At 55.6% G+C, this 23,384-nt stretch carries 19 protein-coding genes and 1 riboswitch; of the genes, 9 read left to right on the top strand and 10 right to left on the bottom strand.

Annotated elements, in window-relative coordinates; genetic code table 11:
* Nucleotides 1-5: 5 nt before the first annotated feature.
* From KSF73_02405 to KSF73_02395, 3 genes are all read left to right on the top strand, one after another.
* The gene (locus KSF73_02405; protein ID MBV1774560.1) at nucleotides 6-902 is read left to right on the top strand and encodes a LysR family transcriptional regulator; all 897 of its coding nucleotides are present in this window, start codon (nucleotides 6-8) and stop codon (nucleotides 900-902) included.
* Nucleotides 903-1,155: 253 nt separating this feature from the next.
* Nucleotides 1,156-1,494, top strand: a complete 339-nt coding sequence (gene glnK / locus KSF73_02400; protein ID MBV1774559.1) for a P-II family nitrogen regulator — start codon at nucleotides 1,156-1,158, stop codon at nucleotides 1,492-1,494.
* 17 nt (nucleotides 1,495-1,511) lie between these two features.
* The gene (locus KSF73_02395; GenBank protein ID MBV1774558.1) at nucleotides 1,512-3,065 is read left to right on the top strand and encodes an ammonium transporter; all 1,554 of its coding nucleotides are present in this window, start codon (nucleotides 1,512-1,514) and stop codon (nucleotides 3,063-3,065) included.
* Between the two features lie 291 nt (nucleotides 3,066-3,356).
* On the opposite strand, the gene KSF73_02390 is transcribed toward KSF73_02395, so the two are convergent.
* From KSF73_02390 to KSF73_02375, 4 genes are all read right to left on the bottom strand, one after another.
* Nucleotides 3,357-3,605 carry a YdcH family protein gene (locus KSF73_02390; GenBank protein MBV1774557.1) on the bottom strand — a complete coding sequence of 83 codons (249 nt, stop codon included), beginning with the start codon at nucleotides 3,603-3,605 and terminating at the stop codon, nucleotides 3,357-3,359.
* Between the two features lie 117 nt (nucleotides 3,606-3,722).
* Nucleotides 3,723-5,552, bottom strand: coding sequence for a DUF885 domain-containing protein (locus tag KSF73_02385; protein ID MBV1774556.1), 1,830 nt, complete (start codon nucleotides 5,550-5,552; stop codon nucleotides 3,723-3,725).
* Nucleotides 5,553-5,582: 30 nt separating this feature from the next.
* A complete protein-coding gene (locus tag KSF73_02380; GenBank protein MBV1774555.1) occupies nucleotides 5,583-6,788 on the bottom strand; it encodes a HAMP domain-containing histidine kinase in 1,206 nt (401 codons plus the stop codon).
* Between the two features lie 34 nt (nucleotides 6,789-6,822).
* Nucleotides 6,823-8,181, bottom strand: a complete 1,359-nt coding sequence (locus KSF73_02375; protein MBV1774554.1) for a sigma-54 dependent transcriptional regulator — start codon at nucleotides 8,179-8,181, stop codon at nucleotides 6,823-6,825.
* Nucleotides 8,182-8,319: 138 nt separating this feature from the next.
* On the opposite strand from KSF73_02375, the gene KSF73_02370 reads away from it, so the two are divergent.
* From KSF73_02370 to KSF73_02355, 4 genes are all read left to right on the top strand, one after another.
* Complete coding sequence (locus KSF73_02370) at nucleotides 8,320-9,618, top strand: GGDEF domain-containing protein (protein ID MBV1774553.1); 1,299 nt, start codon at nucleotides 8,320-8,322, stop codon at nucleotides 9,616-9,618.
* 176 nt (nucleotides 9,619-9,794) lie between these two features.
* Nucleotides 9,795-11,081 (top strand): efflux RND transporter periplasmic adaptor subunit, encoded by a 1,287-nt coding sequence (locus KSF73_02365; protein MBV1774552.1) that lies wholly within the window; start codon nucleotides 9,795-9,797, stop codon nucleotides 11,079-11,081.
* A gap of 84 nt (nucleotides 11,082-11,165) precedes the next feature.
* Entirely contained in the window at nucleotides 11,166-11,846 is a 681-nt protein-coding gene (locus KSF73_02360; protein ID MBV1774551.1) for an ABC transporter ATP-binding protein, read from the top strand.
* A gap of 57 nt (nucleotides 11,847-11,903) precedes the next feature.
* The gene (locus KSF73_02355) at nucleotides 11,904-14,306 is read left to right on the top strand and encodes an ABC transporter permease (protein MBV1774550.1); all 2,403 of its coding nucleotides are present in this window, start codon (nucleotides 11,904-11,906) and stop codon (nucleotides 14,304-14,306) included.
* A 234-nt stretch (nucleotides 14,307-14,540) separates the two neighbouring features.
* Here KSF73_02355 and KSF73_02350 read toward each other — a convergent pair whose 3' ends face one another.
* The 6 genes from KSF73_02350 to KSF73_02325 form a co-directional block, all read right to left on the bottom strand.
* On the bottom strand, nucleotides 14,541-14,888 hold the full coding sequence (locus tag KSF73_02350; GenBank protein ID MBV1774549.1) for a hypothetical protein: 348 nt from the start codon (nucleotides 14,886-14,888) through the stop codon (nucleotides 14,541-14,543).
* Between the two features lie 169 nt (nucleotides 14,889-15,057).
* A complete protein-coding gene (locus KSF73_02345; GenBank protein ID MBV1774548.1) occupies nucleotides 15,058-15,306 on the bottom strand; it encodes a hypothetical protein in 249 nt (82 codons plus the stop codon).
* A 188-nt stretch (nucleotides 15,307-15,494) separates the two neighbouring features.
* Nucleotides 15,495-17,474, bottom strand: coding sequence for a DNA topoisomerase IV subunit B (gene parE, locus KSF73_02340; protein MBV1774547.1), 1,980 nt, complete (start codon nucleotides 17,472-17,474; stop codon nucleotides 15,495-15,497).
* Nucleotides 17,475-17,552: 78 nt separating this feature from the next.
* Nucleotides 17,553-18,620 carry a patatin-like phospholipase family protein gene (locus KSF73_02335; GenBank protein MBV1774546.1) on the bottom strand — a complete coding sequence of 356 codons (1,068 nt, stop codon included), beginning with the start codon at nucleotides 18,618-18,620 and terminating at the stop codon, nucleotides 17,553-17,555.
* A 67-nt stretch (nucleotides 18,621-18,687) separates the two neighbouring features.
* On the bottom strand, nucleotides 18,688-19,542 hold the full coding sequence (locus KSF73_02330; GenBank protein ID MBV1774545.1) for a lysophospholipid acyltransferase family protein: 855 nt from the start codon (nucleotides 19,540-19,542) through the stop codon (nucleotides 18,688-18,690).
* A complete protein-coding gene (locus KSF73_02325; protein MBV1774544.1) occupies nucleotides 19,539-20,408 on the bottom strand; it encodes a lysophospholipid acyltransferase family protein in 870 nt (289 codons plus the stop codon). Before KSF73_02325 ends, KSF73_02330 begins: the two co-directional genes overlap by 4 nt.
* A 93-nt stretch (nucleotides 20,409-20,501) precedes the next feature.
* Here KSF73_02325 and metK point away from each other — a divergent pair, with 93 nt between their 5' ends.
* Nucleotides 20,502-21,671, top strand: a complete 1,170-nt coding sequence (gene metK, locus KSF73_02320; protein MBV1774543.1) for a methionine adenosyltransferase — start codon at nucleotides 20,502-20,504, stop codon at nucleotides 21,669-21,671.
* An 83-nt stretch (nucleotides 21,672-21,754) separates the two neighbouring features.
* A riboswitch (S-adenosyl-L-homocysteine riboswitch) is annotated at nucleotides 21,755-21,833 on the top strand.
* 96 nt (nucleotides 21,834-21,929) lie between these two features.
* The gene (gene ahcY / locus KSF73_02315) at nucleotides 21,930-23,348 is read left to right on the top strand and encodes an adenosylhomocysteinase (protein MBV1774542.1); all 1,419 of its coding nucleotides are present in this window, start codon (nucleotides 21,930-21,932) and stop codon (nucleotides 23,346-23,348) included.
* Nucleotides 23,349-23,384: the final 36 nt, after the last annotated feature.

Genomic DNA, 23,384 nt, shown 5'->3' with positions numbered 1-23,384 from the left:
AAATCATGCTGGATGATCTGGCGCTATTCGTACATATTGTGGATGCAGGCAGCCTACGTGCGGCCGCCGTTAAACTGGACATACCCTCCGCGACCGTGACGCGCAGGCTTCAGGCGCTGGAAGTTCGCCTGCAGACCCAATTGCTACATCGGAGTGCGCGTCGACTGGTGCCTACTCAGGCTGGCAGGCAATACTACGAAGCCTGCCGGGATCTGGTGACGCGTCTGGAGCAGGTGGCAGGTGATCTGGAGGGGAATCTGAATGCCCTTGCAGGTGAAATATGTGTGCTTGCGCCCGTCAATTTGGCCAATGGACCCTTTAAAAGGTATTGGGCCAGCTTTATGGCTGAGTACCCTGATATCCGCCTGAATCTGCAACTCAGCAATCATCGCGAAGATGTGCTGGATGCGGGAGCAGATCTCGCGATTCGCGTGGGACCGCTGGCAGACTCCTCATTTGGACAGCGCAGACTGGCATCTATGCCTGTCCGGTTGGTTGCATCCCCCGATTATCTGGCACGATTTGGTACGCCCGCCACGCCCGCAGAGCTAATGAATCATCGCCTGATTGTCGCTGATCCGCTGCGAACGTGGCACTTTCAGCATCCATCCGGAGAGAACGCCGAGATACACGTTGAGCATCCAGTCTTCGTTGCCAATGAAATGCAGGTGGCCATTGCCTTGGCAGAGGCGGGGCAGGGCTTGCTCTATATCCCCCAGACGCAACTCAAGGATAGTTTCGCGGGGAACCGGCTGGTGGTGGTATTGCCGGACTGGGATGCAGGCAGGCGCACCGTCTATGCCGTCTGGCCGCATGGCAGGGCTTTGCCTGCTCGCGTGCGCAGGTTGATTGAGCATCTGGTACGGTGTGCGGAGGCGAATGGGTGGCTATCCAAACATTGAGTGCACCCCCTCCGTGCACCAATATACAAACAATGCACTGCAATGGTGCATTCAAGCTTCATCTAGACTTCGCGCATTTGTCATCTTATTGATTTTGAATGAAATTGCGGGGTGGCACGCTCGTTGCTAACTCATGAGTCAGCCGGGCATTCAGGCTCAACGCGCCAGCCGCCCGAACAGGCGTAGTACCACGAGTACCGCCGGTACGCACCGTCTTTCAGTTTTTACATTCATTTGAATCAAGGAGCGACGAATGAAATTCGTTACCGCCATTATCAAGCCGTTCAAGCTTGATGAAGTCCGCGAAGCGCTCTCGGCTATCGGTGTGCAAGGTATTACGGTGACCGAGGTCAAGGGGTTTGGACGTCAAAAGGGACACACCGAGCTGTATCGCGGTGCCGAGTATGTGGTTGATTTTCTGCCCAAGGTAAAGGTCGAAATCGCCGTGGCTGATGACCTGATCGACCGTGTCATCGAAGCCATCGAAACCGCTGCACGTACCGGCAAGATCGGCGATGGCAAGATTTTTGTCTGGGATCTGGAACAGGCCGTACGGATTCGTACGGGCGAAACCGGCACCGAAGCAGTCTGAGCACGAGGGAACCCAACATGAAAAAACTAATGTCCATCTGCGCGCTGATGCTGGCGCTGGCGATGCCAGCGTTCGCGGAAGACGCAAAGCCCGCTGATGCAGCCGCGCCAGTCGCCGCTGTTGCGGCGCCTGCAGCCGATGCTGCCAAACCCGTCGAAGCCGCCAAACCATCCGATGCAGCTCCTGCTGCAGAAGCCGCCGCGCCCGCTGCTACACCCGCAGCCCCTGCTGCTCCGGCCCCAGTGGCTAACAAGGGCGACAATGCCTGGTTGCTGGTATCCGCAGCTTTCGTGATTCTGATGTCGATTCCCGGTCTGGCCCTGTTCTACGGTGGTCTGGTTCGCGAAAAGAACATGCTGTCCATCCTGATCCAGGTCTTCGTGATCTTCTCGGTGATCAGCGTGCTGTGGGTGGTGTATGGCTACTCACTGGCTTTCAATGGCGATGCAGTCGCATCCGCAACGACGCCATATATCGGCAACCTCGGCAAACTGTTCCTGAAGGGCGTGACGCCTGACAGCGTGGCCGCGACCTTCTCCAAGGGCGTGGTGGTGAGCGAGTTTGCTTATGTGGTGTTCCAGGGCGCATTTGCAGCGATCACTTGTGGCTTGATCGTCGGTGCCTTCGCCGAACGTGCCAAGTTTTCCGCGATTCTGGTGTTTGTGGTGCTGTGGTTCACGATTTCCTATCTGCCGATTGCGCACATGGTGTGGTTCTGGGCGGGTCCGGATGCGTATACCGATGCCAAGGCAGCAGATCTGGCCAATTCGACGGCTGGTTGGTTGTTCCAAAAGGGTGCGCTGGACTTTGCTGGTGGTACCGTGGTGCACATCAATGCCGCGATTGCCGGTCTGGTGGGTGCCTATTTTGTAGGCAAGCGTGTTGGCCTCGGCCGCGAAGCGATGACCCCGCATAGCCTGACCATGACAATGATCGGTACGTCTCTGCTGTGGTTTGGCTGGTTTGGGTTTAATGCTGGTTCCGCGCTGGAAGCCAATGGCACCGCAGCACTGGCTTTCGTAAACACCTGGGTGGCAACTGCGATTGCCGCATTCTCCTGGACCGCTATCGAATGGGTCTGGAAGGGCAAGCCCTCCATGCTGGGTGCTGCATCCGGTGCGGTGGCTGGTCTGGTTGCGATTACCCCGGCTTGTGGGTTCGTGGGGGTCGGTGGTGCGATGGCGATCGGCGCGCTGGCAGGTGCAGTCTGCCTGTGGGGTGTGCATGGCCTGAAGAAGCTGCTGGGTGCCGACGATGCACTGGACGTGTTCGGTGTACACGGCGTGGGCGGTATCTTCGGCGCGCTGATGACGGGTGTGTTTGCTGATCCGGCACTGGGTGGCACGGGCATCTACGACTATGTTGCCAATGCAGTTGCGCCAACCTACTCCATTGTTGATCAAGTGATTGTTCAGGCCAAGGCTGTAGGCACCACGCTGGTCTGGTCCGGTCTGGTCTCGGTTGTGCTCTTCTTCGTGATCGACAAGATCATTGGTCTGCGTGTACCGGAAGACGAAGAGCGCGAAGGTCTGGATGTGACATCGCACGGTGAAAAGGCTTACTACCGCTAAGGCGGATGGGTGAAACGGTCTCACTGGGGAGAGCGCCATCCGCATCATTTGATGCTAAAGATGACAGGGGTTGGGGAACGTCTGTCATCCGATCAGGATGGCGAGCGCGCAAGGTGGCGGTATCGGGACGAATGTCTCCTTGACCCGGTACCGCCAGCCCGCTCGGTGAGATCGTCCAGTCTTGTGAAGGAAAAAACAGGCGGCTTGGCCGCCTGTTTGCTTTTGAATTGAGCACTTGCCAGCGAAAACGCCCCGCATCAGCAGGGCGTTTTGCTTGACTCAGCTCGCGAATCAAACGGCAGCGTGATCGCGCAGCATGGTGTACAGCTGATCCTTCAGCGACAGGCGCTGGTGCTTCAGGCCGTCCAGTTCGCCGGTGCCCAGACGGTCTTCACCGTTTTCGGCGCGGGTGATGGCCTTGTCGACCGACTCGTATTCGCCTGCCAGACGGGCGAAGTGGGCGCTGTCCTGCTTCAGCACATGGATGCTGTCGCGGTGTTCCGGGAATTCGGAGATCAGGGGATGATGATCGATATGCATGGGTCTATCCTGTGCGATGTTGGGAACCTGCCGGGTTGACCTGCTTGTCTTTCCGGCGTTGAGATCAGGTTATGCCTGTCGCCGGTTCCCCATATTGATCGCGATCAAATTGCATGCTCAAGGATTGCTACCGGATGTCTCAATCCAGTGATCGACCCGTGATTCCAGTACGCTGAGTGGCAGGGTGCCCTCACCCAAAATCTGATCATGGAAGTCTGCCAGCCGGAAATGGCTGCCCAGTTTGTCTTGCGCACGCTGACGCAACTCCTGGATTTTCAGTGAGCCAATCTTGTAACCCAGCGCTTGTCCGGGCCAGGCCATATAGCGTTCAATAGCATTGCGGGCGCGGGCTTCGTCATAGCCAAGTGTCTCACGGAAGTATTGAATCGCCTGTTCGCGTGACCAGCCCTTGTCATGCAAGCCGGTATCAACGACCAAGCGAGCTGCGCGAAGCAATTCGTCTGTGAGGTGTCCTTCATAGGCAAGCGGATCGGCGTCATACAGCCCCATTTCTTTGCCGAGTGTTTCCGCATACAGCGCCCAGCCTTCGGTATAGGCATTGTTGCCACTGAATTTACGAAATGCGGGCAGCGCGATCTCCAGCATGGTCGCGCTGTGGAAATGATGACCGGGGACGCCTTCATGCAGGAATAATGTCGTCATGCCAGCTTGCCCGTAGGTTGCTGGATCATTGACCACTGCCCAGAAAACCCCCGGCCGGGTACCGTCAGATGACGGGCCTGAGTAATGATCCGAGGCCGTTTTGCGACTGATTTCTGGCTCGAGGCGGATATCCATCGGTGTGCCAGGCAGATGATTGAACAGTTGCGGAAGCTTGCTATACACGTTGGCCGCAATGCGCTTGTATTCCGCAATCACCTGATCTTCGGATGTAAAGGGATGGTAGCGAGGCTGCTCATGTACCCACTTGGGTAAGCCCGCAGCCGGGCCGTCATACCCGAGCTTGGGTGCCAGCTTCGCAAATTCAGACTGGATGCGCGCTACTTCTTTGAGCCCGATCTCGTGAATAACAGACGGTTTAAGATTGGATCCTGTCTGGGTGAAAATGCGAGCCTGATACCACTCCTTGCCATCAGGCAGGCTGCTGATGCCCGCTGTATCACGACAGGCCGGCAGGTATTCCTGTTCCATAAATGTGGTCAGTCTGCGCAGTGCGGGCATAACCTGCTGTTGCACTGTCCGTGTGAAGTCTTTGCTCAACGCTTGCTTGTCCGCGCTAGAAAAGTCAGCCGGGAAGCGATGGATGGGTTTCAGGTACAGGTTGTCGTTCTCAGACTTGGCCAGCAGGCTCTGATACTGCGGGAGTGTTGAGCGTATCAGTGCTTTAGGCAGAACAATGTGCTGGCGCATGCCACGGCGCATATTCAGCATGGACTGATCTATCCAGTGGGGGAGTTGGCGCAAACGACTCAGGTAGGCGCGATACTGCTTGGGGGTATCCAGCGGTTGGTTGTCTTCACCACTGCCATAACTCGCCAGCGTGACCGGAATGCTTCCCATCTGGTCGATCGGGAGCAGATAGGCGGGAAACCGTTCCAGCGCAAGCGCCGAGCGGAGTTCGTATTCCAGAACATCCCATGTCAGCTTGTCCTTATCATCTAGCTGATGACGTTTAATAGCTGCAAGCCTTCGCTGCAGGATATGCAATGTCTGGTATTGCTTGCGTACCTCGGCCGGATCATTATTTTTGCCAAGCTGGTCGTCATAGCGGTTTTCGCCATAATCGGTTGCCCGCATGGGATCAAAGCGGATCTGCAGCTCGTAAAAGTCATGGGCGACGTTTGCCAGTTGTGTTTTCAGCGTCTGTGCCATGGCGTCCGGTCGTGCAGCTGGTCTGGGGGCTGCTTTAGCAGTCGTATCCGGGCTAACGCTCAAGAGGCATATTGACAGGGCGATGGCGGACAGCGGGAAAACAGGGCGAAACATGCAAGACTCCTGTGATAGATGGGGGATCAATCAAAAGGTCAGAATGAAACGGGCACCTTGGCTGATGCCGTGTGCGAGTCTGACGGTCCCGTGGTTGTTATGAACGAGTTGTCTAACGAGTGCGAGGCCGATGCCCCGACCTTTGGATTTGGTCGAAAAGAACGGCGTAAAAATCTGGCTGGTGATGGCATCTGGCACGCCGGGACCATTATCACTGACCTCAATGCGCAAACGCCCGCCTTTACTGAGTCTGGCACTGATATTCAGGCACGGAGGATTTGATTGCCGGCAGGCTTCCAGTGCATTTCGGGCAAGATTAATGAATGCTTGCTCAAGTTGACCTGAATCGCACATGAGTTCGACAGTCGGCGGTTCGATACTCAAACGAAGATGACCCTGAACGGCATCCCATTCCGGACGAATCAGTGCTTCCAGGCGCGCAAATAGCTGGCTGACCGGTGTGCGTTCCATGATGGGCGCGGGCAGGGCAGACAAACGGCGATAACTGGATACAAACGCGGCCAGGCTGTCAGCACGGCGACTGATGGCCTCAAGCGCCGTATGCAGATCGCTTCGTGCATCGATGTCCTGATCTGAAATCTCCATTAATTCGAGCGCCGTTCTGGAGAGCGAGGCCACGGGGGTAAGTGAGTTCATGATTTCATGCGTCAGCACGTGCACGAGTTGCTGCCAGGCGTGGAGCGTTTCGGCTTCTAGTTCACTTTCGACCGGCAGGAGCGCAATGAGGCGTTCTTGTTGTCCTGCAACTAACAGGGTAGTAGCGGCAAACAGGACACGTTCGGCACCACGCTCCGATTCAAAGCTGACCAGTTGCTGATGATCACCCGGGGTGTCGTTAAACATGCCATACAGTGCGATGGGAGGATGGAAGCGTCCGGGGGCAATGAGGCGGTGTGCACGTGTGTTCAGGGGAGCACACTGCCCGGCGCTTTGCCTGAATAATGCAATCGGCGCATGATCCAGACGTGCTTCCAGCGCATGAAGACGGGACATCATGTCCAATGCATCCTGCACCGGGGGAGGGGATGCCTCCTCGATGGGAGTCTCCCCCGCTTGTAGTGTGCGCAACGATGTCAGTAAAAGCGGCACACCAATGATGACTGCCAATATGGCCAGAACCAGTAAACGCATGCGGATGTCATCGGTCAGCGTAAGTGGCGGGATAAGCAGGCAGCACAGTGCAGTGACGCCCGAGCAGAAAAGCAGGCACGCCATCAGGGGACGCAGCAGTGGGCGCCATCCGCGCGGTTCAGAGGCCATGCTTTTCCAGTCGTCTGTACAGTGCGGCGCGTGACAAGCCCAGCTTTTTGGCAGCCTGACTGATATTGCCTTCACAGGCCGCCATCACGTCGGTAATGGTCTGCCGTTCCTGTTCGGCCAGTGTGGAATCCTCCGGATATCCTACTTCGGTCACTCCGCCGGAGTGGGTGGGGTGCGGCTCGCTTATCGCGAAATCGAGCAGTCTGAATGTGTCGTGGGGTGACAGAATCGTCGCGCGCTCGCATGCGTGGCGCAGTGCCCGAATATTGCCCGGCCATGCATGGGCGGTTAGCGCGGCCAGCGCGTCGGGTTCAATTGGACGCAGGGGTTTGCGGTACTGGAGCGCATATGTCCGAAGATAGTGATCCAGCAGTAAAGGAATGTCTGCCTGGCGTTCTCGCAGCGGCGGTACGCGCAGCACAATGGTATTGAGCCTGAAGAGCAAATCGGTTCGGAATATCTGTGGATCGAATAGCTTCAGTTCGGCGAGATTGGTGGCGCTGACAATACGCACATCCAATGGAATCGGGTGATCACCGCCAACAGGCGTGATATGTCGCCGCTCTAATGCCGTCAGAAGTCGCGCCTGCGCAGACAACGGCATATTGCCGATTTCATCCAGAAACAAAGTACCGCCCTGGGCGGCTAGAAATCGGCCTTCTCGATCCTGCCGGGCATCGGTGAATGCACCGCGCTTATGTCCGAACAGCTCGCTCTCAAAAGTGGATTCAGGCACGGCGCCCATGTCAATGGCCTGAAAGGGTGCCCGGTGGCGTAGCGAACGTGCGTGGATCTCTCGTGCAACCAGCTCTTTACCTACTCCATTTTCACCCAGAATCAGGATATTTGCCTCGGTGGGGGCGACGCTGTGAATCATGGCATTGAGCTGGCGCATGGCCGTAGATTCACCCAATAGCGGCGAGGCACCGCTCGCATGAGCTGATTGACGAGGGGTCCGGCTGGCAAGTGCCGCCTCGATGGTACTGATCAGCCGCTGGTTATCCCAAGGCTTGGTAACAAAGTCTGTTGCACCGAGTTTAAGCGCACGTACTGCAAGCGGCACATCGGCATACGCGGTCATGGCAATGACGGCGGGCGCAAGCGGTTTTGAAACAAGCCGCGTCAGGGTATCGATTCCTTCGGTGCCGTCAGTGCGGCCGACTGTAAAGTTGAAATCGAGCAACACGACATCGGGCATACCCTGTTGCAAGGTGTGTTCCAGCTGCGACGGATCAGACAGCCAGCTAATGCGGGCAAATCGCCGTCGCAACAACAGACGCGCTGCGATCGCAACGTCCTCATCGTCATCAAGAATCAGGATATGGCCGTGTACAGACTGCTCAGACATGCATATTCAACGGTGTGATCAATGGCGGGAATGTATCAGTTGCACTTTGGCTATCGCAACACGTTGATCCTTTGCCTGTACGGAATGTGCAAACTTGGTCTATCAAGATAAAGCGGAGGGATGATTACGGAAATCGTCATGAGTCAGGTCGGAGAGAGTCAACCGTTCTCACGGAGCGTGCATTTTCTGGCGCAGCAATACTTCATTCACGATAATCGTGAAGCGTTGCTTATGTACGCCCATCGTTATGATTTCGACATTCTGTTTTTTGATCAGATTGCCGACTTCTTAATGGCGTCCGAAGAGGCAGGATCGGCAGATCTGTTTGTGGTCGATCTGGATGTGCTTTACAACCTGCAGGCCAGTAATAATCGCACGCCTTTTTTGGGCGATCTGCTGCGGCAACTTCCGCAAATCCACCAGTATGTGTACCTGCAGACACGTCGGCAAAGTGAGCGCTTCCTGTTACAGCGCATGCTGGTCGAAACCAATTGTCTGGCCTATGCGGAAAAGCCCATTGCCAACGATGTACTGATAGACAAACTGTTTAGCCTGCTATTTGATCATCAGATTCACAGTACCGATCAAATGGTGTATCTGGGCGATTGCGGTCTGCTTGATGTGGCCATGCTGACCCGCAAGGGGATTCACTGGGTACATCATGACGATCCCCACACCTTGCACCGCTACGTGCGTGAACACCCGCCGGAAATGGTGGTGATTGATGATCGTCTGTTTAGTCAGCTAGAGATTCTGCCAGCTGTCATCAATCGCAATCTGGAAACCGATCCGAGTCTGGAGATGGTGCTTTTGCAGCACCGTCATGATGAATCTTTGCTGGCGCGCGCCATTAAAGGGGGCATGGATACTGTCTTGTTAGCGCAAGATCCATCGCTGGCTACCCGGCAATTGATCCATCGCCTGGATAAAATCAGTATCAACCGGAATCTGATCAGTCGCGATCGTGCGACAGGCTTGCTGAATAAGGTGGGCTTCCAGAAGCAGGCTCGTAGCGTGCTGTCTCAGGCCGGCTCCGATCGGCATATGGCCATGGCCGTGATCGATATCGACAAGTTCAAGAATATCAATGACACGTGGGGGCATCACTTTGGCGACATCGTGATCAAGCGTCTGGCGGTCTTGTTGCAGGTTCACATGAAACAGGATGATTTACTGAGCCGTTTTGGCGGTGAAGAATTCGTCATGTTGCTGATGGACTGCAATCTTGAAGCGGCCTATTTGCGACTTGAGCGCATGCGCCTGGCGTTTGCCGGGGTGCTGTTTGAGGTGGAAGAGGAAGACTGGCGCGGCTTTACCTTTTCTGGGGGGGCAGCGGCGTACCCGGCCTTGCGCAGCGAAACCGAGCTTTTCCGCCGTGCCGATGAAATGCTGTATCTGGCCAAGCAAAACGGCCGCAATCAGATCGTCGCCGAATAGGGTGACTGACCACAGTGTCCGGTTCCGGACACTGTTCGCTGTCCGATCCCGGACACTCGCAGCCTTTACGTATGAGTCATGTTTTGTAAGTTACTGATATTGATGGGTAGATGAAGCTGGCACGCAGCTTGCAGATAACTTGAAATGAAACGTTATCAATGCAGGAGGGAGTGTCCATGAGTCATGCTGATCACAATCTGCCCGTAAGCGGTGCGGGCATGGATGAAGTGATTAAGCGCAATCGTAAGCCGCTATATATCAAGCTTGGTATTGCTGCTACGGTGTTATCCGGATTGGCGTGGGCTGGCTGGCAGGCAATGCCGCACGGGTTGGTGGTGTCGGGTGCGGATCTGCATATTGCCTCCGTGACTCGCGGGGTGTTTCACGACGACATCATCGTGCGTGGTAATCTGGAGCCCGCCAATAGCGTGGTATTGGACTCGGTTGAAGGCGGCCGCGTCGAACAGGTACTGGTAAAAGACGGCACCATGGTTAAACAGGGACAGCCACTCTATCGCCTGTCTAATCCTAATCTCCAGCAAAACTTGCTCATGGCGCGCTATCAGCTGACGCAGGCTTACGGCATGCTGTCGAATGCCCAGCAATCAGCAGCGCAGGGGGATCTCAGCTATCGGGCACAACGCCGCGACCTGCAGCGACAGCTCGATATGGCGAAACGTCACAATAAGCGTAACGAGGACCTATCTCGCCAGGGCTTTATTTCGGCCATGGCGCTGGAATCATCGCAAGATGCGGTCAAAGGGTTGGAGCAGCAGCTGGATGCACTGGAGCAGAGCTATGCCCGCGAACAGCCATTGCGTGATGCTGCCCTGAAAAAGCAGGAAGATGCGGTAGGCGGTATGGCCGATGGCGTCAAGCTGGTCGCCAACGCCATTGATGCATTGACGGTGCGTGCGCCCATTCATGGTCAGCTAACCAATTTCTCTTTGCAGGTCGGGATGCTGGTGCAAATGTCCACTCGCGTAGGACGTATTGATGATCCCAGTAATTTCAAACTGACCGCCTCGGTCGATGAATACTATGTGAGCCGCGTCCATGCGGGGCAGAAGGGTGCGGTATCGGTGGATGGCCAAAGCTATTCCGTCAATGTCGTACGCGCCTTTCCTCAGGTCAAGGATGGGCGCTTTCAGGTTGAGCTGGCCTTTGACGGCGCACAACCCAAGGGCATGCGCCCCGGTCAGAGTGTCGATGCACGCTTGACGCTGGGCGATCCGAAGCCTGCCTTACTGCTACCCTACGATGCCTTCATTAACGATACGGGTGGGGCATGGGTGTTTGTGGCGGATGCTCAGGGCAAGCATGCAGAACGGCGTGCCATCAGGACGGGGCGTCGTTCCAGTAGCCAGATCGAAGTATTGTCCGGGCTCAATCCGGGAGAGCGGGTGGTGGTATCGACATATGCCACGTTTGCTAAGGCACATGCCCTTGATATCGGGCATTAACCATTCGGACGGATACCATGATTTTTAGCCCATTCTGCTTAGCTGCGCGTCGCACCATATCAAATACAACAGGAGGAAACCAACATGCTCAGACTCGTTAATGTCACCAAACTGCATCTGGCTGGCGAAGTGCAAACCCGCGCCCTGAATGGCATTGATTTGGACATTGCATCAGGTGAATACGTCGCGATCACGGGGCCTTCCGGCTGCGGAAAATCCACACTGCTGAGCGTCCTTGGTCTGCTGGATGTACCGTCAAGTGGCGAGTACTGGTTCGATGGTCACAATGTGGCAGGCTGGCGTGAGTCAAAACTCAATCAGCTGCGTCGTGGTCGCATTGGCTTTATTTTTCAGAGCTTTAACCTGATTGAAGAGCTGAACGTATTCGAAAACGTAGAGCTGGCGCTGGAATATACCGATACGCCGGTGAAAGAACGCAAACAGCGTATCGAGGCCGCTCTGGATAAGCTCGGCGTCTCGCATCGTGCCCGTCATCGTCCATCGCAGCTATCCGGTGGTCAGCAGCAGCGCGTCGCCATTGCACGCGCCCTGGTTGCAGGCCCCGGCCTGTTACTAGCCGATGAACCCACAGGCAATCTGGACTCGGCTCATGGCGACGAAGTCATGAAGATGTTGCGGCAGATTAATGAAGATGGCACCACGGTGATCATGGTGACTCACTCTCCCGCACATGCCGCACAGGCTAATCGCACCATTCAACTTCTGGATGGACGCGTATTGGTGGATGCCGCTCAGCGCGTGTAAGTCTGCATGGCATAGCGATTGGTCGCTTGCACAAAACAAGATACCGGGGAAAGCCTGATGAACTGGAAAGATTTTCGAGTTGCCTGTCGTCTATTGATTGCCGACAAGGTATATGCGCTCGTGGTGCTGGGCGGACTGGCTGTTGCGATGGCTACTGTTTTGCTGCTGGGTGCGTTTATTCGCAACAGCCTGAGAATTGAGTCGGTTCCTGCCGAATCCAATTTGATGCGTGTGGAGTTGTCCGTCAGCAATCAGGGACGGGAGGGGGACTGGGTAGGATATGTACCCGTGCCGGTGAAACCCAAATTGGGCAATCTATCCGGTATAGCCGCGTTGTCTCGCTACTATCCCTACGATCAATCACTGCGTGTGGGGCAGACCGTACTGCGCCGCAACTTTGCCTTTGTCGACCCTGACTTTCCGGCTATGACGGGACTTCGGGTGCTACAAGGTGATGTGGCAGCAGCCCTGGTGCAGCCCGATGCCGTGGCAATTCGCCGGGCACTTGCAGTGGAGCTGTTTGGTCATGCAGATGCACTTGGCAAGAGTCTGTCGGTTGCAGGTAAGCCCTTGCGCGTGGTGGCAATCTTGCCTGATTTGGCGGGTTACGAGCATTTTGACTTTGATGTGCTGGCCGGTACGGAATCCGCTGCATGGACAAATCGAGGCTTTGCCATCAATGCCTGGGGCCACTTCCACGGCAGCTTATTCGCCTCTTTGCAGCCCGGTGCGGATGTGTCAGGGATTGCAAGCCAATTAGTAGCGGTGATGGATGACTCGCCCTGGGCGCAATGGATGAAACCAGAGGAACGCGTCAATGGGCATATTGCGCGCTTTCGGCTGATTCCATTCGAGCGCATGCTATTAGATGGCGCATTCAGCAGAGACATACTTGAGCGGGCTGGTGGCTTGGCGCTGGTGGGCATCGCAGTGCTGTTGCTGGCCTTTATCAATTACGTGAATCTGACCACCCTGCGTACGGTACGCCGGACACGTGAGCTTGCAATGCGCAAGGTATTGGGCGCTAGTGTGGGGCGCGTGCGTATGCAATTCATGGCTGAGTCCGTGATGACGGCATGGGTGGCGTGGATAGGCGGCGTGTTTCTTGCGTGGCTGCTGTCCGCATCGTTTGCCCACATGATTGGCATGCGCGAAGGCAATATACTCGATCTCCAGAATGTGCTGGCGCTGCTATTGCTGGCCATCATGGTCGGTGTGTGTGCAAGTCTGTGGTCATGGCGAACCGCTGGACGTATTCAACCAGGCGAGGCGCTGGCCGGACGAGATCATCAGGAGACTTTGCCGGGGCGTTGGTTCCGACGCTTGCTGACTGTGGTGCAGCTGGCAACCACCATGAGCATCGTGTGTATTGGTAGCGTCGTGTATTTGCAAATGGAGCACTTGCATCAACTGGATATTGGCTACGATAAGCGCGGCCTGAAGTGGTTGATGTTTGCGGAAAACCGCACCGTTGATCCGGCTACACTGCTTGCTCGCAAGCAAGCATTTGCAGCCGCGGTTGCGCGGATTGAGGGCGTGACTCAGGTGGCGCTTGCGCAAAATCTTCCCGGCAATGCGGGCGGTGTCCGGAACACGGGGGACTACCGGCTGGCTGGACAGCCCGCTGGGATCAATCTGCGGGAAGAAACAGTGGATAAGCACTTTTTCTCTCTGTTGCATCTGTCTCCCTTAGCGGGGCGGACTTTTGTTGAAGATAGTCCAGTTGATCAAAGCGATGAATGCGTACTCAGTGAGTCTGCCGCAAAAGCATTCGGATTGACTGATCTGCAGCATGCGCTTGGGCAGTTCTTGCGCTCGGATGGTGGAGAGGGGTGTCGCGTGGTTGGCGTGGTCAAAGATGTGCGTCATAGCAGCGCCAGAGTGAGCGATCAGACCGGGCCAGTCATGTACGTACAAAGTACTTTCTGGCTACAGGGGCTCATCATTCGGGTGAGTCCGGACAACTGGTCTGGCGATCTGCAAGTGGCTGATCTGTGGCGCAGCTACTTCCCCGATGATCTTCTGCAATATAACGATGCTGATCAGCTCTATCGTGAAGCGTATCAGCATGACTTTGTGCTGGGGAAGTTGCTGCTGGCTTCATCATGGGTCGCATGCTTGTTGGGCATTGGCGGTCTCTATGCCCTGGCGGGGCACAACGCAGAGCGTCATTATCGACAACTGGTGCTGCGCAAACTGCATGGCGCATCTTCACCCAGACTGCTCGCCTTTTTCCTGCGAGAGCCGGTGATGTTGCTGGGACTTGGATTGCTGGTGGGGGTGCCCGTTGCCTGGCTGGGTGAGTATCACTATCTGGCTCGCTTCTCTGTGGCGGTCGAGCCTGGCTTGCTGCCTTGGGGCGTTTCGATGGCGATCTGCGTACTCATTACCTTGTTTGCCAGCTTGCGTCACGCCTATCGTGCAGCAAATGTACGGATTGTTGAGGCGCTCAAGGCTTGAGCGGTAGTTAAAAGGGGAAAATAAATGCCGACAGTAATTCAACCGACTGTGATATTGCTGGCATTGGCACTGCATTTTGCGTGAGATGCATGGCAGAGATTGGTATTGATTGTAGTGTGACGGGAAATGATTTTGAAAAGGGCGTACATAAATATGTACGCCCTCGATAAATACTTAATTCAGCCTAGTGTTTGGGTATGTCCAAATACCTTTTTCTATAAAGCGATGTTGAGTTTATTGACCCGGCGTGCCAACTGTTTTTGCATACGGTGGATTGAGTTCTGCCTGGTTGCGGAATTCCTCAGCATCTGCGCGACTGACGTTGGTATTTCGCATGTCCGAGACTCTCCGCTTAAAGTGACTTCCCGTGACTTCTTCTGTTTCTTCGCGATCAGTACTGGCCATCTGCTGATGTTGTGTGGATGCACATGCAGCAAGCATGCAAATGGCGCCTGCATAGATAAATAGTTTAGGCATGTTCAATGTCATTCTCCTTGTATTTGATTGCATTAGGTTACACATATTACAAAGCTCGATGCCTTTCTTGATTAAATCGAGCGATGCCATAAGTAATTGTAACATTGTGTTTAATTTAAATGGGTTCCGGTCAATATATGCATAACGGTTGTGACTTCGAAGCAACAGTGCAGGACTGCGTAGCTGCTCAATCCGTCATTCCATAAAAGACAAAGGGCGTACAAATCGGTGTACGCCCAATGGTAAACATCAATGCTGGATTTAAGTGAATAAATTAAATGCCATTTCTTCCCAATGTCTCGAAGCCGGCCTTTGGCATTTCAGCCTGACGACGCAATTCCTCTGGATCAGCTGTTGTCACATTTACATGGCGAGCATCGTTTGCACGACGTTTGATATGACTGCCGGTAATTTCTACCATTTCGTCACCATCGTTGCTGGCGACTTGTTGATTCTGAGTGCTTGCGCACGCGGCCAGCATGCAGAAGGCGCCGACACAGCTAAACAATTTAATGAGTTGCAATGGAAATCTCCTTATTCTTGATAAGCATCAACGTGAACAGGTTCACGCTTGATATGCAAAGATATATCAAAAGCGATCTTTGTAAGGGGATACATTAACATCGTGTACAAAATGCACCAATTGTAATTTTTTATTTACATTTGTGCTGTTACTGTGTCGCAACAGTACAGTTCCTCCGGACAGTTTGCTCAAATATCCACTTCGGCCAGATTTCCCTTCTCTTCCAGCCAGGCTCGACGTGAGCTGGCCTCGCCTTTGCCCATCAGCATGGTCATGATGCGCTTGGTGTCAGGGTCTGAGGCTTCCAGTTCTACACGCAGGGTCCGGCGGGTATCCGGGTTCATGGTGGTGTCAAAGAGCTGTTCCGCGTTCATTTCGCCCAGACCCTTGAAGCGGCTGATGCTCCACGACGATTCGCGCACCTTTTCCATGCGCAGCTTATCCAGAATGGCTTCCAGCTCGCCATCATCCAGTGCGTAGAATTTACGCGGCGGCTTTTGCTTGCCACTACCGGCCACATCAATACGGAATAGTGGCGGTCGGGCGATGTAGATATGTCCGTTCAGCACTAACTGCGGGAAATGGCGGCAGAATAGGGTCAACAGCAACACTTGAATATGCGAGCCATCGACGTCAGCATCGCTCATGATCAGGATCTTGCCGTAGCGCAGGCCGGCCAGATCAACCGTCTGGTCGGAGGTATGCGGGTCGACCCCGATGGCTACAGCGATGTCATGAATTTCGTTATTCCCGAACAACTCTTCTTTGGCGACTTCCCAGCTGTTCAGTACCTTGCCGCGCAGGGGCAGGATGGCCTGGAAATCCTTATCGCGACCCTGTTTGGCGGAGCCGCCAGCCGAATCGCCCTCCACCAGAAATAGCTCGCGGCGGCCAATGTCATCGCTCAGGCAGTCGGTCAGCTTGCCGGGCAGCACGGCTACGCCGCTGGATTTTTTCTTGACCACGGTTTTGGCTGCACGCAGGCGGCTCTGTGCCTGACGAATGGTCAGCTCGGCCAGTTTCTTGCCGTAGTCCAGATGTTCATTGAGCCACAACTCGAAGGGATCACGCACTTGTCCGGACACCAGACGCACCGCATCGCGACTGGACAGGCGCTCCTTGGTCTGACCTTGGAATTGCGGGTCAAGCACCTTGGCACTCAGTACAAACGATGCGCGCGCAAACAAATCTTCAGGCAGCAGCTTCACGCCCTTGGGCATGAGGTTGTGCAGCTCGATAAAGCTCTTCACCGCATTGAAAACACCATCGCGCAGTCCAGTTTCATGCGTACCACCCGACGGTGTAGGAATCAGGTTCACATAGCTTTCACGGGCAATGCCACCTTCTTCTGTCCAGGTGATCACCCAGGCCGCACCTTCGCCCACCGAGAAGCTGTCGTTAGCTTCTGCGATAAAGCGTTCGCCTTTGAACAGGGGGACCGCAAGTTCTTGATCAGCCAGTTGCTCCGAGAGGTAGCCGGCCAGTCCATCCGGATAGCACCAAGCCGTGGTTTCAAGGCTGCCATCGCGTTTTTCAACGTGCAGGTTGACCGTTATGCCGGGCAGCAGCACAGCCTTGGAGCGCAGGATATGCGAGAGCTCGCCAAATGGAATATTGGCCGAATCGAAATATTTTGGGTCTGGCCAGGCGCGTACGCTGGTGCCGGTGTTCTTCTTGCCCACATCCTTGACCACGGCCAGCGGTTCAATCACAAAACCGTCACCGAAGGCTAGCGCGTGCTCCTGGCCATCGCGTTTTACGCGCACTTCCATGCGAGTGGACAAGGCATTGGTCACGCTGACGCCGACACCATGCAAGCCGCCCGAGAAGGAGTAAGCGCCGCCGTCTTTTTTATTGAATTTACCGCCCGCATGAAGCTGGGTGAACACCACTTCAACCGTGGGTACACCCATTTCCGGGTGAATCCCGACCGGAATCCCGCGCCCATCATCGGCCACCATCACCGAGCCGTCGGCATAGATCGTGACATCGATGGTTTTCGCAAAGCCACCCAGTGCCTCATCCGCCGCATTGTCGATCACTTCCTGAATGATATGCAGGGGATTTTCGGTGCGGGTGTACATCCCCGGGCGATGCTTGACGGGCTCCAGTCCTTTCAGGACCTTGACCGAGCTTTCATCGTACTGGGCGGAATTGGGCGTAGCCATCTGCATGCTTTCATGAAACAGTTCGGCCGCAGTCTAGAGCGGCCGATTGGTGTCATGCAAGCGTTGTGGCAGGAAATGTTACGTCCCGAGCAAATCCAGTGATTGTTCGTCCACAAAGGTCTGCCCTGCCGCGTAGCCCAGGTCGAACAGTTCGCTTAGATTGGTTTGCGACCAGTCAAGCACCGATTCCCAGCGTTCCGGGGCAATATGGCGAGTCAGGTCGACCTTGAGCAACTTGCGCTTTGGGTGGCCGTGTTTGTCTACATTGTGTAGATGCTGGAAGAGCTTCAGATCATCTCGGGTGAGTTCGACCAGCGGCGTAATGATGCTTTGCACCCAGGCATCGTACAGATTGCGTGGTGTGTGAATGAGGTGATCGCTGCCCAGTACATCGAAGACGACAATGGTTTCCACGCTCTGATGCAGGCCGGGATCCGCCTTGTGCTCGTCATCGTTTAACAGTGCTTTCAGGTTGAGCGTGTCAATGGCTGCGCCTTCGATGTATTCGCTGTCACCGATCTTGTAGGGCGGATAAATAAAAGGGAAGGACAGGGCTGCGCGGAAATGATCAACATTGAGCTGCTGCTTGTCCCATATTTCCATCCGATGCTGCGTGACGTTGTAGGCGTTGATGTAGAAGGCCGGATCGATGGCCGGGACTTTGCTGAAGTCGACCATGTCCTCTACAAACGGGACATGCGCGCATAGACCCTGACTGTTCCAGCTCCAGGTAGCGGGTGTCAGTGCCTGCAGCCACAGTTGGATGCTGTCACCGACGAATTGAGATTGCTTGTAACTTTGCTCGAGGACGGCCTGAATAAACGGGTCACGATGCAGCCAGTTGCGCCACATATCTGCGCCTAGCCCCGGCTTCATGAATACTTTGTAATTGACCGGCAGCCACTGGTAGATCAGATCGGCTACACCATTACTGGCCCACTCCTTCAACGCCTGGCGTGGGTTGCCATTCTTGGGAGCCTGATACAGCAAACCCATGAGCGCCCCGGCACCCGCCGTGGAAATGACATCGAATTGCACGCCGTGATCGATAAATGCGCACAGCGCCCCACCCATCAGGGTGGCGTTCGGTGCGCCGCCGCCAATGACAAGCGCGGTTCGAGCTGACTTCGGTGTAGCGGGTTTCATGCATCCTCCGGAGCGGCGTGCAGCGCCGCTTTATCGTTGTAGCGCAAATCCCGTGCCGCCGCAGGGGTCAATAGAAGCGGTCTTCGCCCTCTGGTCGGGTTTTGAAGCGTTTGTGTAGCCAGAAATAGCGGGCAGGATCTTTTCGTACACGCGCTTCAATTTCCTGATTGATGCGTGCCGTATCTGCCACGACATCCTTGGTCGGGAAGTCCTGCAAAGGTTCGCCCACGCTGATGACATAGCCATGACGATCACGTCGCCAGAAAAAGGGCACGATATGTGCACCGGTTACAGCGGCCAAGCGCGACAATCCTGAAATGGTGGCAGCCTGCACCCCGAAAAACGGGACGAACACAGATTCATCCGGCCCGAAATCCTGATCCGGAAAGTAATAGAGTCGCAAACCCGACTTCACAGCTCGAATCACCGGACGAATGCCTTCCTGACGCGAGAGCAGCTGTCCGCCAAAGCGCGCACGACGTTCCAGCATGAAACGGTTGAGTTCGGCATGCTTCTGGTTGGTGTAGATGTCGATCATTGGCGTATCGATCGACATACGCAAGCCAGCCAGCTCCAGCCCGGTAAAGTGGGCGCTTAAGAAAATCACCGGTTGGCCATCCAGCTTGTCCAGATTAGCCTGACCTTCGATGCGTACCAGCTGGCGCATGCGTTCCGCACTGGCAAACCAGGCGTAACCAAACTCCAGCAGCATGCGCGCCATTTCGCCGAAGTGTTGCTTAAGCAAGGCCTCGCGTTCAGCTTCAGTCTTTTCGGGGAAGCACAGGCGCAGGTTGACGCGCCCAACACGGCGGCGCTCGGCGGCCAGCCAGTAAATCAGTCGCCCCAGTCCAGCGCCCAGCGCGGATACAATAGGGTAGGGCAGGCGGCTGATCAGCCACATGAGAGCTTTCAGAAAAATCATGCAAGGGGTTCCGGTGCGCCCGCAGGCGTCTTGTAACGGTTATAGCTCCAGAGATATTGATCGGGCGCCCGTGCGATCAGCGTCTCAATATTCTGGTTCATCAGGGCGGCATCATGATCGCGATCGCCATTGAATGCACCCTGCATCGGATAAATATGCACAGCATAGCCGCGGCCATGTGGCAGGCGCTCTGCGAAAAAGAACAGCACGGCAGCATTGGCGCTGCTGGCCAGTCTGGGTAGCAGCGTCATGGTATAGGCTGGTTTCCCAAAAAACGGCGCCCAGGCTCCTTCACCTGCACCCGGTGCCTGATCCGGCAAAATGACGGTCGCTTCGCCGCTTTTCAAGGCCTTCATCAGAATGCGTACACCTGACGGTGTGGCGGGAGCCGTGCGGCCATTGTCACGCACCCGGCCCTGCTGCATCAGCGGTTCCAGCCATTTCAGCTTGGGCGGACGATACATGGCCGTGAGCGGATACGGCAGCCGGGCACTCACATAGCGTCCCGCCACATCAAATGCGCCCAGATGGGGCGTCACAAAAATAAGCGCCTGTTTGTTGTCGATGGCAGCTTGCGCATATTCCCATCCCTCGCATTTCCGAACTTGCTTGACTATGCTATCTGAAGGGAGACCCCAGACCATGGGGAGTTCTAATGCTGCTTTACCATGTTGCACGATACTTGATCGTAGAATCTGGTTATAATGCGCAGTTGTCATCGCAAGGCCGCTCTGGCGCAGATTGTCGCGCAAGCGGATGCGGTAGCGCTGATCAAGTACCCAGGCTAACCAGCCAATGCCACTGCCTATCAGGTGTAATAACCCTAATGGCCAGCGGGACATGAATTTGAGAATGTAAATCAGCATTCCGGTAGAATTGGTCGTTAAACCTAACAATACAAGTCCCTGATTGTAGCGCACCTGCGCAATCCAGCGGCTCACCCGTCACAAGGAATTACCATGCGCGAATTTCTGTTCACGTCTGAATCTGTTTCCGAAGGTCATCCGGACAAGGTTGCGGATCAGGTCTCTGATGCCATCCTTGATGCCATTCTGACTCAGGACAAATATGCGCGCGTGGCCGCTGAGACACTGGTCAATACGGGCTTGTGTGTACTGGCCGGTGAAATCACCACCCATGCCAATGTGGATTACATTCAGGTTGCCCGCGATACGATCAAGCGCATCGGCTACGACAGCTCAGAGCTCGGCTTTGATTACAAGGGCTGTGCCGTGCTGGTGGCTTACGACAAGCAATCGCCGGACATCGCCCAAGGCGTGAATGAAGGCCAGGGCATCGATCTGGACCAGGGCGCAGGTGACCAGGGCCTGATGTTCGGTTATGCCTGTGACGAGACCCCGACGCTGATGCCGGCCGCCATTTACCTGTCGCACCGTCTGGTGCAGCGCCAGAGCGAATTGCGCAAGGATGGCCGCCTGCCGTGGCTGCGTCCGGATGCCAAGTCGCAGGTGACCCTGCGCTACGACGCCGAAACCGGCCGTCCGGTGAGCATTGATACCGTGGTGCTGTCTACCCAGCATCATCCGGATATCGCTTACGAAACCCTGCGCGAAGCTGTGATCGAAGACATCATCAAGCCAGTGCTGCCGCCTGAATTGCTCAAGGATGATGTGAAGTACTTCATCAATCCGACCGGCCGTTTCGTGATTGGTGGCCCGCAAGGTGACTCCGGTCTGACCGGCCGCAAGATCATTGTGGATACCTACGGTGGCGCCTGCCCGCACGGCGGTGGCGCGTTCTCCGGCAAAGATCCTTCCAAGGTTGACCGTTCGGCTGCCTACATGGGCCGCTACATTGCCAAGAACATTGTGGCTGCTGGTATCGCGCGTCAGTGTCAGGTGCAAGTGGCGTACGCCATCGGTATCGCCCAGCCAGTGTCCATCATGGTGGATACCTGGGATACGGGCAAGATCAGCAACGAGCAGATCGTTGAACTGATCAAGCGCCATTTCGATCTGCGTCCGAAGGGCATTGTGCAGACACTGGATCTGCTGCGTCCGATCTACTCCAAGACGGCTGCATATGGTCACTTCGGTCGCGAAGAACCGGAATTCAGCTGGGAAGCCACCGACAAGGCTGCTGCCCTGCGCGCGGACGCAGGCCTGTAAGCACCCCTCCCGGCTTGAGGCTTCAAGCCGGGGTGACGTAAAAACGTCAACACACTCGACGTGAAAGCGTCAAAACACAGATATCCGGCGGGGAGCGCTGCAAAGTCGTCTGACTCCAGGCCCGCCACTGTTGTATCCGTTTCAAAACGGCGCTCACTTAACCCACCGGCTTCGTCCGCATTCTTGCTTGTATAACGGGCAGAATGCGTCATAACGAAGCCAGCGCCGGGTTGGGTGAGTCCGCCCACACCCGGCCACATGCACAAGGAGCACGCTGTGGCTGAATTCAAAGACTTTCATGTAGCGGATATGTCGCTGGCCGATTGGGGCCGCAAGGAAATCCGCATTGCCGAAACCGAAATGCCGGGTCTGATGGCGATTCGCGAAGAATACGCCGCTGCGCAGCCGCTGAAGGGCGCGCGCATTGCCGGTTCGCTGCACATGACCATCCAGACTGCCGTACTGATCGAAACCCTGCAGGCATTGGGTGCGGAAGTGCGCTGGGCGTCGTGCAATATCTTCTCCACACAAGATCATGCTGCTGCTGCAATTGCTGCGGCCAACACCCCTGTGTTCGCCTTCAAGGGCGAGACACTGGAAGAGTACTGGGAATACACCCATCAGATCTTCGAGTGGCCGGAAGGTCGCGATGCCAACATGATTCTGGATGATGGCGGCGATGCCACGCTGCTGCTGCATCTGGGCGCCCGTGCCGAGCACGATATCTCTGTGCTGGCCAATCCGGACAGCGAAGAAGCCCGCATTCTGTTTGCGTCCATCCGCAAGCGTCTGGAAACTGTGCCGGGCTGGTATTCCCGCCGTCTGACCGCCATTCAGGGCGTAACCGAAGAAACCACGACTGGCGTGCATCGTTTGTATCAGATGCATCAGCGCGGCGAACTGAAGTTCCCGGCCATCAATGTGAATGACTCGGTCACCAAGTCCAAGTTCGACAATCTGTACGGCTGCCGTGAATCGCTGGTCGACGGTATCAAGCGTGCTACCGACGTGATGGTGGCAGGCAAGATCGCTGTCGTCGCAGGTTATGGCGATGTGGGTAAGGGTTCTGCTCAAGCACTGCGCGCCCTGTCCGCACAGGTGTGGGTCACCGAAATCGATCCGATCTGCGCCCTGCAAGCGGCGATGGAGGGTTACCGTGTTGTCACCATGGATTACGCCGCCGACAAGGCCGATATCTTCGTAACCGCCACCGGTAACTTCCATGTGATCACCCATGATCACATGGCCAAGATGAAAGATCAGGCCATCGTCTGCAATATCGGTCACTTCGACAATGAAATCGAAGTGGCGGCGCTGGAGCAATACCAGTGGGAGGAAATCAAGCCACAGGTTGATCATGTGATCTTCCCCGACGGCAAGCGCATCATCCTGCTGGCCAAGGGCCGTCTGGTGAATCTGGGCTGCGGTACCGGCCATCCGAGCTATGTGATGTCCAGCTCGTTTGCTAACCAGACCATTGCACAGATCGAACTGTTCACCCGTAACCATGCCTATCCGGTTGGCGTCTATACTCTGCCGAAGCATCTGGATGAGAAGGTTGCCCGCCTGCAGCTGAAGAAGCTGAATGCGCAGCTGACTCAGCTGACGGATGAGCAAGCCAAGTACATTGGCGTGGATAAGTCGGGTCCGTATAAGGCGGATCACTACCGCTATTAATTCGCGCTTAGCGGATAAACAAAAACCCGGCGCTGT

It is taken from the genome of Burkholderiaceae bacterium DAT-1, assembly GCA_019084025.1.
Classification (GTDB): domain Bacteria; phylum Pseudomonadota; class Gammaproteobacteria; order Burkholderiales; family Chitinimonadaceae; genus DAT-1.
The sequence above is the reverse complement of the archived record's forward strand: the minus strand, read 5'-3'. Positions and strand labels throughout refer to the sequence as shown.